Genomic DNA, 15,949 nt, shown 5'->3' with positions numbered 1-15,949 from the left:
GATGAGTCAGACGAATAGTCCAAATTTACTCGGGCAAATCAGTCAGCAAGAGCTGCAACATTTAATTACCGTATCTACCGGTTTTATTGATGCTTATATTGTTGAATGTCATGGTAAACAACCAATGCTGATACCTCAAAATATTGTGTTGTCAGCGCTGGATAACGCCACTCAAGTTAAAACTGTGGAATGGCACGAATCGCAATTGCCTGTTTATGCGGTCAATGACCCAGAGAAAAAAATGGGCGTGGCACTGGTCATTGAAGGTGATGAAATGGAGCAGCGTTTTGCTTTGATGTGCAATGAAATGCCTAAAACACTGCGCTTGCGTATTTCTGAAGTAGTGGATGATGACCAACAAACCACGACTGATCCTGCGGTATTCCAATATGTCCGTATGGGTGAGCAGGTCTTTCATGTACCAAATTTACAATACATTCAAGAAAACTTGACGATCTAAACGCAATTTTCTCCGTTGTAAAATAGAAAAGGAACTCAAAATAGAGTTCCTTTTCTGCTTCATGCAACTAATCTTATAGGGTTTAAGTCAATAACCCTTCCAAAATCTGTTCATAAATTTCTGCTAATGGCTCTAAATCAGCCACATCAACATGCTCGTTAATTTGGTGAATGGTGGCATTGAGTACGCCTAATTCCAACACTTGCGCACCTGTTGGCGCAATAAAGCGACCATCAGATGTACCGCCACTGGTCGATAATTCTGTTTCAACACCTGTGACATTGCGAATGGCTTGACGTGCAGCATTAACCAATTCACCTACAGGGGTTAAAAATGGCAAACCTGAAAGCGTCCACTCGATTTCATAATCCACTTGATGGCGATCTAAAATTTCCAAGACGCGAGCTTTTAGTTCGTCTGCAGTCACTTCAGTCGAATAACGGAAGTTAAAGGTCACCGTCATATTGCCAGGGACAACATTGGTCGCGCCTGTTCCTGCTTGAATATTTGAAATTTGAAATGAGGTGGCAGGGAAGTATTCATTGCCATGATCCCACACCGTTTCACAAAGTTCCGAAATCGCTTTAGACGCGGTATGAATCGGGTTAATTGCCAAGTGTGGATAAGCCACATGACCTTGTTTACCTTTTACAGTCAAGACTCCATTCAGTGAACCACGACGCCCATTTTTAATAATATCGCCTAATTTATGCGTACTTGAAGGTTCACCGACCAAACACCAAGTCATTTTTTCCTGACGTGCTTCTAAAGTTTCAACGACTTTTACGGTGCCGTTAATGGATGGGCCTTCTTCGTCTGAGGTGATCAAAAAGGCAATTGAGCCTTTGTGATCAGGATGTTTGGCGACAAAGCGTTCAGAGGCAACGACCATGGCAGCCAATGCTGTTTTCATATCGGCACTGCCACGACCATAAAGTTTGCCATCACGAATTTCAGGTACAAATGGATTGGTATTCCATGCGTCTAAATTGCCAGTCGGTACAACATCGGTATGACCTGCAAAGCAAAAGACAGGTGCTTCTGTACCTTTACGCGCCCAGAGGTTATCTACATCGTCAAAACGCATAGACTCAATCTTAAATCCAATTTTTTCTAAGCGTTCTGCCATGAGGTTTTGACAGTTGTGATCGACAGGAGTGACAGACGGTTGGTGTAAAAGCTGAAGGCTTAAATCCAGAGTAGCAGAAGAGGTCATGAGAGTTTCAGACGTTTATCAAGAATAAGTAATAATAATAGGGGAAAAATGCAACAAAAGTGAAATTTTAGCGTGAAAAAACCTTGTCCGAGAACAAGGTTTTTTGTAGTTTTTGTGAAAATATTTCTGAAATGCTCAGAATTATTTGCGGATTTCTTGTTGGGTTTTTTCAGCAGTATTACTCACCGCATGACCTGCAGAAGATACGTCTTCGCCCACACCTTTAATTGTATTACAACCCGTTAAAATAAAGGCTAATAACAGTGAAGTCGCTAAAATTTTTTTCATGTTCATCTCCAATATGCGCTAGATAGATTATTTTGATGTGTTTTTAAGCATAGAAAATAATCAGAATAATAAATAGGTAACTTTTATGGTGCTTGCGTAATAAAATGTTGAAACTGTTATTCAGCGTGTTAAAGGGGGATAGCTAATCAGCGGTGCAGCGCGGTACATATAAAATTGTGAATGTGCTGCCTGAAAATATAAACCATCTCCCCACCATTGATTCGGATGGCTACTGACTTGAGCATTTTGGCAAATCCATTCATGCCGTTGCAGGCGATAAAACTGTTCTGCTGGCGCTGGAATATCACTCCCCCAAAGTCCTAAACGACGAGCGCGATTGACCCAGTGTGGCACAAGTATTGTAGCTGATTGTGCCAAGTGATGTATGGCGAAATACAATTGTCCTTTGAGTACGGCAAAGCGACGTTCAATTGACACATCTAAAGCTTGTTTAAATTGAAATTGCTTTTGACTAAAATGATTCAGTTTTCGCGCCAAAGTATCGGAGCGGTTTAAACCATACCAATGTGCCAAAGAGCAGTCCGTTTCAGCTAAATAGTATTTTAAAGCCACTTCCCAGTGTTCAACCTGCTTTGTGTCATGGTTGTGCAGTAAAAAATCCAGTTCACCCACAGTTTTAGCACCATCAATAATTTGAATACTGTGCCCCAATAATTCGAAGGGATGATAGTCACGATCACGCAGCCAAAACCACATCAACATTTCAAAGCGTAAGCCTAAACGGGTACTTTTCAGCTGATTTAAAAACTCGTACACCGCTTCGGGATGAGAATCTAAATAGGCTAAACGTGATTGATAAGCTTGATAATGCTTTTGCCAAAAAGCATTTGCATGGAATTCAAAAGTATGTTGAATGGGCAATTGCTCAGGCACAGCAGATAAAATATTCGGGCTGGCCACACTAAAAGCCAACTGACGGATAAGCGGGGTTTTATAAGTCAGCCAGACTTCGGGCATAAGCTCGGATTGATGCAACTCAATCATTATGAATCCATACTGAAAAATGCAGAATTACAACGGAAAATTAAAAAACGCTTTATACTACCGCAATTCGAAGTTTAGGACAGTAGTATGCAACGCTTGTTATGGCGAGGTTTAGTGGTGATCTTTGCCATCCTTGGCTTTATTGGTGCATTGTTACCAGGTATGCCTACTACTGTCTTCTTGATTTTAGCAGCTTGGGCATCATCACGTGGTTGGCCGCAAATGGATAACTGGTTACTGAATCATCCTAAATATGGCAGTACACTCAGGGATTGGCGTGCTAATGGCACAGTACCGCGTAAAGCCAAATGGTTAGCAACGATCATGATGAGTATCAGTGCCGTGATAATGCTGTTTACAACTGCGCCTGTTGCGGTCAAAGTTTTTACCAATACCACCATGTTGGTGGTGTGTATTTGGTTGTGGTTACGTCCTGAACCACAGCCGCTTAAGAAAGAAGAAGAATAGGGTAACGCAATGACTTTTTTATATACACAAGCAGATATTTTGATTGATTTAGCCGAGCAAACTTTATATTTGCCTAAGCATCAGAAATTTTATGTCATTTCTAGTGGGGTGAATGGCATTGGTGAAACTGAAAATAGTGGTAAAACACCGCGTGGTTGGCATGAAGTCGCTTTGAAATTTGGTGAAAATGAACCTGAAAATGCAGTGTTCATTGCGCGTCAACCTACGGGTGAAATTTACAATTTAGATTTAGCCGAACAATTTCCTGAACGGGACTGGATTTTAAGCCGTATTTTATGGCTTAGTGGTCTGCAAGAGGGTTTTAATCAGGGCATCGGCTGCGATACTTTTCAGCGTTATATCTATATACATGGCACACCAGACACAGAACCAATGGGCATTCCTGCATCGCATGGCTGTATTCGGATGCGTAACCAAGATATTTTAGAATTGTTTGAACTGATACCAGAAAAAGCGCTGGTTTATATTTCTGAACACAAACTGGATTTAAATAGTTTAGGTTTACTTAGTTGATGGTGCTTGCGAGGTGAATTTAGATGAATAATGTTGCATCTATCACTACCTAAAAGCTGGCTGATTGAGCAGGTAGATTGCAGCGCTAACAAGTTGAAAAGCACATTAATTTTGTTTGAAAACTAAAATAACCTGCAGAATTTGTTTGTTTTTATAGCGGATCACCTATTTTTTAATCACTTAGTCACAAAAAACTGAAAACAAGCCGAAAAGCGTTTGACAGGCGGTAAAGATTCTCTATAATGCACCTCACAAACGATAAAGACGTTAAGGGCGCTTAGCTCAGTTGGTAGAGCGTCTGCCTTACAAGCAGAATGTCGGCGGTTCGATCCCGTCAGCGCCCACCAAGCCTTTACGTTATAGATTCTTACGTGCAGCGGTAGTTCAGTTGGTTAGAATACCGGCCTGTCACGCCGGGGGTCGCGGGTTCGAGCCCCGTCCGCTGCGCCACTTAAGATTCTTTAACCATCGTTTGTACCACAAGAGTGACTTTGTGTAAGTGCAGCGGTAGTTCAGTTGGTTAGAATACCGGCCTGTCACGCCGGGGGTCGCGGGTTCGAGCCCCGTCCGCTGCGCCATTTACATAAATTTCTTTTGAGGGCGCTTAGCTCAGTTGGTAGAGCGTCTGCCTTACAAGCAGAATGTCGGCGGTTCGATCCCGTCAGCGCCCACCAGATTCTTTTGCGATGCAGCGGTAGTTCAGTTGGTTAGAATACCGGCCTGTCACGCCGGGGGTCGCGGGTTCGAGCCCCGTCCGCTGCGCCATTCAAAAGAGAAGTTTAAGTTTACTGATAGATATAAACTTAAATGATGCAAAATTTGACAGTTTTGCAAAATCAGAACAAAATGTTGTTTTGATCTTTTTAGGGCGCTTAGCTCAGTTGGTAGAGCGTCTGCCTTACAAGCAGAATGTCGGCGGTTCGATCCCGTCAGCGCCCACCATATTTTAGTATAGATGCTTGACATACATACAAAAAAGCCCTTAATTGCTTAATGCAATTACCGTTGCAGCGGTAGTTCAGTTGGTTAGAATACCGGCCTGTCACGCCGGGGGTCGCGGGTTCGAGCCCCGTCCGCTGCGCCATTTTTCATTCCCTGATATGAAAAGTGAGTTTCAAAGTTCAAGACGACGTTCTTTCCTTGTTTTGCATCGTAAAAAATAACAATGTTATTTTTATCTTCAGGGCGCTTAGCTCAGTTGGTAGAGCGTCTGCCTTACAAGCAGAATGTCGGCGGTTCGATCCCGTCAGCGCCCACCATATCTTTTCATACACCTTCATCTCATATTTCTTGCATATTGCAATAAATTCGCCTAGAATTTTTTATCTATAATAATACTTATATCCGTGACTTATGAGAAATCCTTATCAACGAAAAGCTGCATCTAAGCAAGCGCCGCAAATTTATAATGTGCAAGATATTTACAAGCAATTTATTGAAACCATTGTTTCTCAGGGGCATGTTTTTGCATTGTATGAAGATGGTTGGGCGCTTTGTGCTACCCCTACAGGGCAGCGTGCTTTTGCAATATGGCAAAATAAAAGTCTAGCTAAACTGTTAATCAAAGACAATTGGGCCAATTATCAAGTTGAAGAAATTTCACTGAAAGATTTTATTGAAAAAGTGATTCCGTTTTTACGTCAGGAAGCCACTAATGTTTCTATGAATCTAAGCCCTGAAGGGCAGAATGTATTGGTTGCTCCTGAAAAGTTATTGCTAGATCTAAAAAATTATTTGTATCAGGTGTATATACAAAAACCTGAATTTTTTAAAGAGATGCAAATTCCTTTGCCACGCTCAATTCGTTTGAATTAAGCGATGTGCATGTTAGATTTTATTTTTCAATACTCATTGAGCAGCCAACCACTGATATAAGCAAAATATTCGCGTAACCACGCGTTATAGCGGCTATAGAGCGGTGTTGATGCGCTCAAGATACTGAACTGTGTGTATCCCTGTCGTTTAGCAATAGCTGCTGCACGGAGGGTATGAAAATCACTCGTGACAATCGTAATTGGTTGGGTTTTATCTGTGCCGATTTGATGCAGCAAAGGTTGACTGTTTTTTAAATTGAGTGCCGTACTGGTACTTTGGGTTTCTAAGATAATGCGTGATGCTGCAATTGCATAGCGTTGTTGTAAATAGTTGGACATCACCTGCGCTTCAGTGAGTTGTTCCGCAAAAGCGGGGCCACCACTGACAATTAAATAACTGTGTGGATGTTCTAAGGCATAAGCTGCTGCGGTATCTAGCCGTTTGGCGAGCGTGGGCGATGGTTGTCCATTTTCTATGCCACTGCCGAGTACAATCACCACTTTGGCATTGTTGCTTGCAGTATTTTGCTGCTGTGTACTGAAATGAATATAAGCAAAAAAGATTAATAGGCTGATGCACCATAACCAAAATATGCCCCAACCGAATTTCCATAACCAATCTAAGCGTGTATGTTGTTTTAAGTGGCTTTGAATCCAAGTATAGAAAATGGCATAACACAGCAGCATCGTGCCTATTAAAACAGGTAAAACGGTGCCGAAATGAATTTTCTTTAAGCTGATGAGATAGACACCATCCAAAACTAAAATTAATCCAATTAGGCTACTTAATATTCTTTTGAATAGACTAAATTGCGGCTGTACGTGACTTTCTTGCATGCTTTGCATAACTGTATTGTACTATGATGCTGTACAAACAGTATAGCCGAAGCTGCTTAAAAATTTAGCCCCAACTGAAGTATGTTTCGGTTGAGGCTATGGGTAAAATTAGGTGAATTACAAGTTGAGATTAATACACATCTCGGCGATAACGTCCTTGCTGACGTAATTGTTCTAGTTGAGTTTCACCCAAAATATCTTTTAAAGCTTGGTCGACATCACTGGCCATGCCTTGAATACTACCGCAAACATAAATCACGGCACCTTGTTCAACCCATCGTTTTAAATCTTCAGCCTGTTCATGTAACTTATGGTGAATATAGACTTTATCGGCTTGATCGCGGGAAAAAGCTAAATCAAGCCGTTGTAGCACGCCTGTGCTTTGCCAAGCCTCGATGGTGCGTTGATAAAAGTAATCGTGCGCTTGCTGGCGTTCACCAAAAAACAACCAGTTTTGGGTGTAATTCAGGCGGGTACGTGCATGCAATAAGCTCATTAAACCCGCAAGTCCTGTGCCGTTGCCAATACAAATAATTGGGCGGTCATCATCAATTAAATGGAAAGATGGATTATTGCGAATGCGTAGTGCGATATTTTGTCCGATTGCTGCATGAGCAGTTAACCAACCTGAACCTAAGCCCAGCTCACCTTGAGCATCAAATTTTTGACGTACTACAAGTCTCAAAACCTGTTGTGAAGGAATACTGGCGATTGAATATTCACGACTAGGTAAGGGTGCAAGTTGTGCCAATAATTCATCTATAGTTTTAAATGTTTGAATAGGGGCTGTCAGGTCTTTATATGCCAAAGCGTGTGCTAGGGTTTGCTGACCATCCGCAATAATGGTATTGGCATCGAGTTGATGTTGTTTTAAAAAATCCTGAATCCGTACAGTACTGTTTTCTGGTTGAATTTCAGCAATATCACCTGCAGCCCAATGTGCTTCGTGCTGCGGGACAAGTTCAATATTAAACGCAGGGGCACCTAAACTATTCGGATTGAGCAAATCACGTTGTTGCAAACGCCATGTATCAAAAGTTTTGTCAATTTGCATGCTTTGTAATTCAAGCTGTGTCACCTGTGCCAATGCTTGATTCCAACGCTGTACATCTTCAGGATTGGCATTGTCTACCTCAATAGTGTCAAACAAAGCATGAGCCTGATTGCGTTGCAGCCATGCAGCAAGACGATGTCCAAAATCGCAATAACTGTCAGGATACTCTTTGGAGCCTAGGGCTAAAACGGCATAACGTAAATTAGAGAGATCTAAGCTTTGGGACATGATTTTTTTCACAAAGTTAGAGGATAAATCTGGGGCATCTCCTGTGCCGTATGTGCTGGCAACAAATAAAATTTGAGTATGGTTTTTGAGGTCAGTTATCTGCAATTCTTGAATAGCTTTGACTGTGACAGGTTGATGTGCCTCTTGCAGACTAGTTGCAGTGCGCCATGCCAATTGTTCGGCAGTACCTGTTTGGCTGGCATAGACGATGAGCCAGTGTTCAGCATTTGGGTCAATCTTAAATTGAGTTTGGTTTTGACGTGCAGCAAGAGTCAATCGCTTTTGTTTACGACGTTTTAAATATAGCATCCAGCCTGTGACAAAAAACAGCGGCATCATCAAGGCAGCAAGCATGGCTAAAAATTGATAAACAGGTCCAAAGAAACTACCGCGATGCACAGGCAGCATGCTGCTCATGATTTTTTCATTAAGCTGTTTGTCTGCATATAATTCAAGTTGAGTAATACGTGCCTGTTGATAATCAAAAGTAGCGCTATTGCGGGCACGTTCATGTTGTGGAATGACATCGACAAAGTTAATTTCAATTTCACTATTGGCATGTTTAGGCACGTTAAAAGTGATGCTCGAATAATCCTGCTCTAACTGCTGCGGGAAATGTTGCCATGCCTGCGTCAAAGCAAGATTAATTTGTGCCTGATCCAGTGTATTTTTTTTGGTAGGATCCGTGCTATTTGGGCCATGTTCCACAACTTGTGTCTGCCTTGCTTGATGAGGTGTTTGAGCGTTTTGATTTTCTTTTTTATTGCGTCCCTCTGCTTGTAATTGTGCTTGTGGTCTTTCTACGCCCATGACTTTAAACATGCCATTGCGCCACCAATCATACGACCAATATAGCCCTGTGCATGCCATAACAAGATAGAAGATCACTACCCATGTACCGACCACAGCATGTAAGTCCCAAATAAAATTGCGACCTTTGAGTTGTGGTTTAATCGCAAACCATTGTTTGAATGAATGGCGTTTCGGCCAGCGCAGATAAATGCCACTTAACACAAAGAACAACAACATGAGGGTACATGCGGCTGTAATTTGCTTACCAATAGGCCCTACGGTTAAATTGCGGTGTAATTGTTGGATAAATTGGAAAAATTCACGTCCCCGAATTTCAGGCAACACTGCTGCCGAGTAAGGGTTAATCAGGATATTTTGTCCACGTTTTGCACCTTCTTTCGCAATATTGATGGTTGAAGATGCAGCCGGGTCTTTTGCAACGGTGATGCTATTAATTTTATAGTCAGGTTGGGTACGCTGAAAATGTTGATAAATTTCTGCAGGGCTTAGTTTGGGTTTTTGCTCAACTTGAACTTGGTAACTGTTCGGATTCAACCATTTTAGAATTTGTTGTTCATAGGAATAAATTGCACCTGTCACGCCCATGAGTGACAAAATAAGCCCTGCTGTAATTCCAAGGAACCAGTGAATTTGGAAAAAGGCTTTCTTCAGCATAAGCGTTGGTTGTTGAGTATGAATTGTGATGCAGAATAATGCAGAGATGAAGTTAATGCAAATGCTATTTATTCTCATTATCGTTCATTATTTTGATTTTAAGAAAAAAAACCTCCATCGCAAGGGATAGAGGTTTATTTTTAGATCGGGATATTTAGATTTGCTTGGCTTCGCCTGCAGCTTCGGTTAAATGCTTGCGAATGGTGTTGAACGAAAAGTTCTTGCTGTCCATGCGTTTAGGTAGAATATAAGCACCTTGCTGACCTTTTACTTTGAAGTTCATCAAAATAAATTCAGGGGTGTTGTACCATTCATATACATCTTTCCAGCCGATTGCACCCACGCCTTCTTGAGCGCCCATTTGCTGACGCATTACGATTCCATGTGGTTGTACGCCTAAACGAATCCCTTTAATTTCTTGAACAGGAAATTCATTCATTTTGCGTTTAACGTACCATTCCAAGCCGTATTTACGCACCAGCAGGTAGAGTGCCACACAGACAATGGCGACCCAGCAGAAAATGGTCGAATAATTTTTTAATAGCAGAATGCCTAAAATGGAAAGGGCGACTATCACCCCCATAATAATCCATGCTTTCATGCCAATTTTATTGGTACTGCGCCATATTACCAGTTGAGCGTGACGTTGTTCTTCTTCAGAAACTTCGTAGATTACAGGCTGTAGGGTGTAGGCGTATAAACTTTTCGCGGTCATAGTGAAACTAACAAATTTAAAACTATAAAAAGTTTAGCATTAATTGCTGTCATTCAGTGAGTATATTGTCGCAAAATCATGCTAAGGTCGATGAATACATATTGTGCTTAGGCTGAGAAAGTAGACATGGATCCTTTGCAGAATGATTTATAAAGACGCCAGTTCAGTTGCATCCTGATCATGTTCGTGGCTTAAACTTTGTTTTAAGCGACTTAATTGCTGCAAGATACTCATCATCAAAGATAATTGCTGCAAAATAATCAATGATTTTTGATCTTGCTCATTGTTTTGACTTAAAAGCTGACGAATGGTTTGCAGCATATTGTGTGCGCTTAAATCAGGCGTTTCATCGTTGAGTAAAGCACCTTGAATATCGTCCATCGCTTGATCGAGCAGTTCCAAGACTTCCTGATCTTCAATTTTGTCACGATGCGCACCCAGTGCAGCGATATAACTAATAAAGGTGTGATTCAGACACAAGAACTCAAAGGCCTGAGCTTTTTGATCAGGATCAAAATCAGGTTCGGTGGCGAGTGTTGAAATCAGTGAAGCAACTTCTGCGTCGGCATTGTGAGCAGCGCGGCGCACCACACGATAATTCAAGCCGTTATTGCGCCCATTTTTATATTGTTGAATCACTTCTGCCAAATAGTCACATTGTGCGGTGAGTGAGCGACGAATCGTGCGTGATAGACGACGGAATTTCCAGTCGGGGAAGATAAAACTCACGCCAAACCATGCCAGTGCACAACCAATTAAGGTGTCGACCATACGTGGTACAGCTGCGGCAAAGCCCAAACCTTCTAGATTAAAGTTCATCAGCGCCAAAATAGTCATAAAAGCAGTCGCTTGTGCATATTGTTTACTGCGTAATTCAAAGAACAACATGCCACTAATAATTAAAACCACCAATTGCCCTTCTACGGATGGCACAAAATATAAAATGGTGTAGCCGACCACTATCCCTGCCAGTGTCCCAATAATACGCAAACGTAAACGCCGTTTGGTGGTATTAAAGTTAGGCTGCATGACAAACAAGGCGGTCAGTAAAATCCAGTAGCCATATTGAATATTGGTGACTTGTACAAAAACATAGCCAATTAACAGTACAATCGACAAACGAATGGCATGGCGGAACAAGACAGATTCAGGGGTTAAATGCTGTTTGATACGGATGACAATATCATCCCAGCTTTTTAAGTCGTCATCTATGAGTTGTTGTTCAATTTGCTTGGATTTATCCAGTTTAATATTACGTTCGGTTTCAAGATTAAGCAGTTGAGCGTCAATTGATTTTAGGTTTTGATATAAGGCAAACAGTGCATTAATCCAAACCTGGTCATATTGCTGCTCGCTGCGCAGCTTTTCTAAAGACTGTTTAAGATTTTCAAAAGCATGTTTAAAACGCTTGTTATGCACATAAGGTTTACGATGCAGAATACTTTCACTTAAATCTTTACAGGCTTTACCTTGAATAGACAAAATGCGCTGGAAGCGAAATAAAATATCGCTGTGCTGAAATATTTTCGCCAGTTTTTGATAATCAATATGTGCAGAGTCGGCACGTTCATGAATGTCTTGTGCGACAAAATAATACTGTAAGCTGCGTCGGGTATCTTTTTGCCCGCGGTCACCTTTTAAACGCGTCAGCAAAGCAGTTTTTAAGTCGTTAAAAATCGCAATTAATTTGCCATTTTCAAGTGATAAATCAATGATGCTTTGCTGATAACTAGATGCAGTCATATCCACATCGAATAGATTAGATTTGGCAAATAAAAAATCACCCAGAGAAGAATAACTGAGCGAAAGTTTGTCTTGTAAAGCGCGAACAGGAAATAGTAAAAAGCTGATGGTCGAAATTACACCGTACCAGATTGCGCCCGAGACCAAAAGTAGCGGCTGCATGTACCAGTCATCAAATAGATTGACACCTAGCATGGCATACACTGATACCACCAAACAGCCATAAGAAATAGTGGCATAACGCCGTCCGAGCGAACCGAGCAAAATTAAGACAATACACGACAGGATTAAGCCTGTGGCAAATAAAATAGGGTGCGGAAATAAAAACTGTATCGAAGTGGCGGTAACAAAGAAACCAATATAAGTATAGAGCTGATTGAGGATACGTACCGAAAAACGGTCATCTATATCACTCAAACCTGCGGCAACCACACCTAAAGTTAAAGGAATGGTAGCAACTTGCATTCCCATAAAATAGGGAACAAAAGCAGTTCCCGCAAATGCAATGAGCATGCGGATGTTATACATAAATGTGGTGTTATAGGTCGCTTGTTTGAGCTTAATCAGCCAAGGTTTCAACATCGTTCCTTTAAGTAAATTTTTTTTCTAAACAGTGATTATGCTATGAGATGAAAGGTTGCGTACATTGTAACTGTAGATGAGTGTTTAGAGAATTAAATATGTGAAAATTCATCTTTAATCACTACAAATGATATTATGGAGCGTGCAAGCTTCTCTATACATTTGTCATTCCACCTTAAAATATGAGCATATCGAAAACTTTACCAAGTTCAAATAGTACGCCACCATCTGCGCCAGAACCCAACATGCAGCAATATTCGACAGCCTGGATTTTGTTGTTGGCGTTACTGACCTCGCTTGGGCCTTTGTCGATTGATATGTATTTGCCTGCCTTGCCAGTAATGGCAAGCGAGTTTGGTGTATCGACCCAAATGGTCGCAAACAGTTTGCCTGCTTATTTTTTAGGTTTGGCATTGGGACAACTGATTTATGGACCGCTGAGTGATCGGATTGGACGTAAGCCGCCTTTATATATTGGCTTGGTATTGTTTTCACTGGCCAGTATGTTGTGCGTGTTTGCACACAATGAATGGGGATTGATTGCTGCACGTATTTTGCAGGCGTTGGGCGGTTGTGTGGGCGTGGTGATTGCACGAGCCGCCATTCGTGATCGCTTGGATTTGCAAACGTCCGCTCAAGCTTTTTCGAGCATGATGATTGTGATGACCATTGCACCCATTATTGCACCAACGCTGGGTGCATGGGTGCTTAGATGGATGAATTGGGAAGCCATTTTTGTGGTGCTGACCTGTGTTGGAATTATTTGCTGTTTATGTGTACATTTCTTTTTTAAAGAAACTTTAGCCAAAGAACGCCGTTTAAAGTTGAGTTTTCAGCAAGTCCTGACCTTATATTTCGCAATTTTAAAAGATCGTGATTTTCGTTTTCCAATGTTAGCAGGGTGTCTGACAGGTGGGGCATTGTTTTGCTATATCAGCGGTTCAAGTGCGCTCATGATGGATCAATATGGCTTGACTGAAACGGCTTTTGCTTATGTGTTTGGTGCCAATGCCTTTGGCATTATGTTGTTTTCGACCCTAAATAAAAAAATCAGTAGAAAATTGGGCGTGTTGCAACGCTTAAAACTAGGCAGCTTCATTCAACTGAGTGGTACGGTCATTCTATTGCTTGCAGGTAGTTTGGGGTATGCACCTTTGGCATTGGTCATGCTCGGTTTATTTCTTGCAGTGTCTGGGATCGGTTTTACAGGCCCGAATGCCATGGCGCTGGCAATGGCAAAACAAGGCGCACGTGCTGGAACAGCCAGTGCGATCATGGGCAGTGTGCAATTCTTTTGTGGCTTGATTGGTGGGATATTACTTAACTTTTTAACAGGCAGTGCTTTGCTGAATATGGCGGTATTAATGTTGCTATTTATTGGGTCTGGTATGTTTGCCGTTTTTCATATTTTACAACCTCAATCAGACTGAGTTGAGGTCAATACTTTTTCAAATGGTAATTTTTTTCGTAAAAATCGGGCTTTTAGACAGAACTGAAATATATACAATAGTCTAATAGTGGGGTAAATTCTTGAAAAATCAACCTATTTAAAGTATTGAATTTTATATGGTTTAATTATTTTAATCTGTAATTATGATTAATTATGATTTCTTATTCGGGAAAACTGATTTTAATAAACGTCATAACTTGATAGATTGAAGCCTGTAATAAATGACACAAATTGTAATATTTTAAATATTTGAGTGTCTTGGACTATTTGGCAAAAGTGTTTTGATTTTTAAGCCATTTTTATAATTCGATGTGAAATCGATAGATGACGAACAAAATCATCATGCACGGATGCAGCGTTGTTTTATTTTGGAGAGATAAATGAGTCAATTACTCAACGGTCAATTTATGATCAAAGGTTTAGCTATTGCTGTTACAACTTTAATGGTAGGTACTGCACACGCAGCAAAAACTGAGCAACAACAAATTCAAGAACTTCGTCAAGAAGTTGAAGCGTTAAAATCATTAATTCAGCAACAACAGCAAGTACAACAACAGCAGCAAACTCAAATTGCCCAAGTACAACAGGCGAAGCCTGCTGCACCCGCAAGTGTATTAAGCGCATGGAAATCTAAATCTGGTGCAGATGTTTCTATTTATGGTTCGATCCGTGGTGATGCAAACTATATTATTGATGGTGCTAATAATGACTTTAACTCAGCACATACAAGCAAAGAAGAAGCAAGTGACAAATTACGTGCTACCGCAAAAGTCACCCGCTTAGGTTTAGACTTTAATACACCTGTTGGTGATAACAAAGTAGGCGGTAAAGTTGAGGTTGACTTTGCAAGTTCGGACAATGCTAAGTCAGACAACTTGCGTATCCGTCATGCTTATTTAACTTTAAACAACTGGTTATTCGGTCAAACGACATCGAACTTCTTGTCAAATCATGCACCAGAAATGATTGACTTTGCAACGAATATTGGTGGTGGTACAACACGCGTCCCGCAAGTTCGTTATGGTTATAAGCTAGCACCTACAACTCAGTTATTCGTTTCTGCTGAAGAGGGGAATAGTTCAGGTGATAGCCTTACCTATCGTGTACCAAATTTGACAGCTAAAGTGGTACAAACTTACGCTGGAGGTAAAGGCTCTGCTTCTGCACGCGCATTGGTTGAACATTACAAATCAGAAGCAGCAAATGATGACAAAACAGGTTGGGGTGTTGCTGCAGGTGCGAATTACCAAGTTGCAGAGCCTTTAAAAGTATCTGCTGATGTCTCTTATGTTAAGGGTAACAACAACTACTTATATGGTAATAACTCTGCATTTGTTGTTGATAGTAATAGCATTGAGCAAAACGAAACGATTGGTGTACAAGTGGGTGCAACCTATAAGTTCTCTCCACAACTACGTTCAACTTTAGCGTATGGTGCTTTATTTGCGGATGATGGTACAGACTATGCGCGTGCAGCAAATAATTCTGATAATAAAGAGAATGAGAAAGTACAACAAGCATGGATTAACTTTATCTATTCACCTGTAAAACCAGTCGATTTAGGTATTGAATATATTAATGGTGAGCGTAAAAACTTTCATGGTCAAAAATTCAGTGATGACCGTGTAGGCTTTATGGCGCGCTATAGCTTCTAAGTCACTCCTTTTGAGCACAATCCAAAACAGAGCTTAATTTTAAGCTCTGTTTTTTTATGTTGAAAATTTATGTTATCAATTCAATAACTTAAATTTTATCCAGTTTTATAAAATGTTGTAACTTTCACTTATAGCTGAACACAATCATTAAAATTTATAGAAAAAATGCAGAAAATAGCAGCTTTTTGTCAAAAAAAATGCATAATGATCGACCTTTAATCTTGCTGTTTTTTGTCAAGTGGTTGAATATCTTTATCGGAAGGTATTTATCCACCTCAGATATTTGGGAGCTTATATGAGATTACCTCTCAGTGTTAAGCCGATTCAGTTGTTTGCACTAGAAGTCACCCCGAAAGTGAAAATGCTGTCTTTTGTCTTTCTTTTCTTCTGTTCTAGGCAAACGCAGATCATAACGCTTGAGTGAAACCAAAGG

At 40.8% G+C, this 15,949-nt stretch carries 13 protein-coding genes and 8 tRNA genes; 14 read left to right on the top strand and 7 right to left on the bottom strand.

What is annotated here, in order from left to right:
* The first annotated feature begins 1 nt into the window (after position 1).
* Entirely contained in the window at positions 2-460 is a 459-nt protein-coding gene (locus LZP46_RS10755) for a hypothetical protein (RefSeq protein ID WP_004975530.1), read from the top strand.
* Between the two features lie 82 nt (positions 461-542).
* Here LZP46_RS10755 and dapE read toward each other — a convergent pair whose 3' ends face one another.
* The 3 genes from dapE to LZP46_RS10740 all read right to left on the bottom strand — a co-directional run bounded on the left by dapE (position 543) and on the right by LZP46_RS10740 (position 2,969).
* On the bottom strand, positions 543-1,676 hold the full coding sequence (gene dapE / locus LZP46_RS10750) for a succinyl-diaminopimelate desuccinylase (RefSeq protein ID WP_236093815.1): 1,134 nt from the start codon (positions 1,674-1,676) through the stop codon (positions 543-545).
* A 141-nt stretch (positions 1,677-1,817) separates the two neighbouring features.
* Positions 1,818-1,964: an entericidin A/B family lipoprotein gene (locus LZP46_RS10745; protein ID WP_236093814.1), complete on the bottom strand. Its 147-nt coding sequence runs from the start codon at positions 1,962-1,964 to the stop codon at positions 1,818-1,820.
* A gap of 120 nt (positions 1,965-2,084) precedes the next feature.
* Positions 2,085-2,969 carry a DUF1853 family protein gene (locus tag LZP46_RS10740; protein ID WP_236093813.1) on the bottom strand — a complete coding sequence of 295 codons (885 nt, stop codon included), beginning with the start codon at positions 2,967-2,969 and terminating at the stop codon, positions 2,085-2,087.
* A gap of 87 nt (positions 2,970-3,056) precedes the next feature.
* Here LZP46_RS10740 and LZP46_RS10735 point away from each other — a divergent pair, with 87 nt between their 5' ends.
* From LZP46_RS10735 to LZP46_RS10685, 11 genes are all read left to right on the top strand, one after another.
* Positions 3,057-3,437: a YbaN family protein gene (locus LZP46_RS10735; protein ID WP_236093812.1), complete on the top strand. Its 381-nt coding sequence runs from the start codon at positions 3,057-3,059 to the stop codon at positions 3,435-3,437.
* Between the two features lie 9 nt (positions 3,438-3,446).
* Positions 3,447-3,971, top strand: a complete 525-nt coding sequence (elsL, locus tag LZP46_RS10730; RefSeq protein ID WP_236093811.1) for a cell wall-recycling L,D-carboxypeptidase ElsL — start codon at positions 3,447-3,449, stop codon at positions 3,969-3,971.
* 271 nt (positions 3,972-4,242) lie between these two features.
* Positions 4,243-4,318, top strand: a tRNA-Val gene (locus LZP46_RS10725).
* A 26-nt stretch (positions 4,319-4,344) separates the two neighbouring features.
* A tRNA-Asp gene (locus LZP46_RS10720) sits at positions 4,345-4,421 on the top strand.
* A 51-nt stretch (positions 4,422-4,472) separates the two neighbouring features.
* Positions 4,473-4,549: transfer RNA gene (locus LZP46_RS10715), tRNA-Asp, on the top strand.
* A gap of 20 nt (positions 4,550-4,569) precedes the next feature.
* Positions 4,570-4,645: transfer RNA gene (locus tag LZP46_RS10710), tRNA-Val, on the top strand.
* 14 nt (positions 4,646-4,659) lie between these two features.
* Positions 4,660-4,736: transfer RNA gene (locus tag LZP46_RS10705), tRNA-Asp, on the top strand.
* 101 nt (positions 4,737-4,837) lie between these two features.
* A tRNA-Val gene (locus LZP46_RS10700) sits at positions 4,838-4,913 on the top strand.
* A 65-nt stretch (positions 4,914-4,978) separates the two neighbouring features.
* Positions 4,979-5,055 (top strand) — tRNA-Asp (locus tag LZP46_RS10695).
* Positions 5,056-5,154: 99 nt separating this feature from the next.
* Positions 5,155-5,230, top strand: a tRNA-Val gene (locus LZP46_RS10690).
* Between the two features lie 94 nt (positions 5,231-5,324).
* A complete protein-coding gene (locus LZP46_RS10685; RefSeq protein WP_019837487.1) occupies positions 5,325-5,786 on the top strand; it encodes a DUF2750 domain-containing protein in 462 nt (153 codons plus the stop codon).
* 26 nt (positions 5,787-5,812) lie between these two features.
* Here LZP46_RS10685 and LZP46_RS10680 read toward each other — a convergent pair whose 3' ends face one another.
* From LZP46_RS10680 to yccS, 4 genes are all read right to left on the bottom strand, one after another.
* Positions 5,813-6,631: a YdcF family protein gene (locus tag LZP46_RS10680; protein WP_236093810.1), complete on the bottom strand. Its 819-nt coding sequence runs from the start codon at positions 6,629-6,631 to the stop codon at positions 5,813-5,815.
* Positions 6,632-6,752: 121 nt separating this feature from the next.
* On the bottom strand, positions 6,753-9,371 hold the full coding sequence (locus LZP46_RS10675; protein WP_236095212.1) for a PepSY domain-containing protein: 2,619 nt from the start codon (positions 9,369-9,371) through the stop codon (positions 6,753-6,755).
* Positions 9,372-9,525: 154 nt separating this feature from the next.
* Complete coding sequence (locus LZP46_RS10670) at positions 9,526-10,086, bottom strand: YcxB family protein (protein WP_070152580.1); 561 nt, start codon at positions 10,084-10,086, stop codon at positions 9,526-9,528.
* 147 nt (positions 10,087-10,233) lie between these two features.
* Positions 10,234-12,411 carry a YccS family putative transporter gene (gene yccS, locus LZP46_RS10665; protein ID WP_442863506.1) on the bottom strand — a complete coding sequence of 726 codons (2,178 nt, stop codon included), beginning with the start codon at positions 12,409-12,411 and terminating at the stop codon, positions 10,234-10,236.
* Positions 12,412-12,656: 245 nt separating this feature from the next.
* On the opposite strand from yccS, the gene LZP46_RS10660 reads away from it, so the two are divergent.
* Positions 12,657-13,841, top strand: coding sequence for a multidrug effflux MFS transporter (locus LZP46_RS10660; protein ID WP_236095210.1), 1,185 nt, complete (start codon positions 12,657-12,659; stop codon positions 13,839-13,841).
* Positions 13,842-14,241: 400 nt separating this feature from the next.
* Positions 14,242-15,516 (top strand): DcaP family trimeric outer membrane transporter, encoded by a 1,275-nt coding sequence (locus tag LZP46_RS10655; protein WP_236093809.1) that lies wholly within the window; start codon positions 14,242-14,244, stop codon positions 15,514-15,516.
* The last annotated feature ends 433 nt before the right edge of the window (positions 15,517-15,949 follow it).

It is taken from the genome of Acinetobacter sp. SCLZS86, assembly GCF_021560715.1.
GTDB classification, from domain to species: domain Bacteria; phylum Pseudomonadota; class Gammaproteobacteria; order Pseudomonadales; family Moraxellaceae; genus Acinetobacter; species Acinetobacter towneri_A.
This window is presented reverse-complemented; position numbering and strand designations above follow the sequence as displayed.

Bases quoted from the DNA above. Each gene is read 5' to 3' on its own strand.
- LZP46_RS10755 (WP_004975530.1), top strand. From the start codon at position 2: ATGAGTCAGACGAATAGTCCAAATTTACTCGGGCAAATCAGTCAGCAA.
- dapE (WP_236093815.1), bottom strand. From the start codon at position 1,676: ATGACCTCTTCTGCTACTCTGGATTTAAGCCTTCAGCTTTTACACCAA.
- LZP46_RS10745 (WP_236093814.1), bottom strand. From the start codon at position 1,964: ATGAAAAAAATTTTAGCGACTTCACTGTTATTAGCCTTTATTTTAACG.
- LZP46_RS10740 (WP_236093813.1), bottom strand. From the start codon at position 2,969: ATGATTGAGTTGCATCAATCCGAGCTTATGCCCGAAGTCTGGCTGACT.
- LZP46_RS10735 (WP_236093812.1), top strand. From the start codon at position 3,057: ATGCAACGCTTGTTATGGCGAGGTTTAGTGGTGATCTTTGCCATCCTT.
- elsL (WP_236093811.1), top strand. From the start codon at position 3,447: ATGACTTTTTTATATACACAAGCAGATATTTTGATTGATTTAGCCGAG.
- LZP46_RS10685 (WP_019837487.1), top strand. From the start codon at position 5,325: ATGAGAAATCCTTATCAACGAAAAGCTGCATCTAAGCAAGCGCCGCAA.
- LZP46_RS10680 (WP_236093810.1), bottom strand. From the start codon at position 6,631: ATGCAAAGCATGCAAGAAAGTCACGTACAGCCGCAATTTAGTCTATTC.
- LZP46_RS10675 (WP_236095212.1), bottom strand. From the start codon at position 9,371: ATGCTGAAGAAAGCCTTTTTCCAAATTCACTGGTTCCTTGGAATTACA.
- LZP46_RS10670 (WP_070152580.1), bottom strand. From the start codon at position 10,086: ATGACCGCGAAAAGTTTATACGCCTACACCCTACAGCCTGTAATCTAC.
- yccS (WP_442863506.1), bottom strand. From the start codon at position 12,411: ATGTTGAAACCTTGGCTGATTAAGCTCAAACAAGCGACCTATAACACC.
- LZP46_RS10660 (WP_236095210.1), top strand. From the start codon at position 12,657: ATGCAGCAATATTCGACAGCCTGGATTTTGTTGTTGGCGTTACTGACC.
- LZP46_RS10655 (WP_236093809.1), top strand. From the start codon at position 14,242: ATGAGTCAATTACTCAACGGTCAATTTATGATCAAAGGTTTAGCTATT.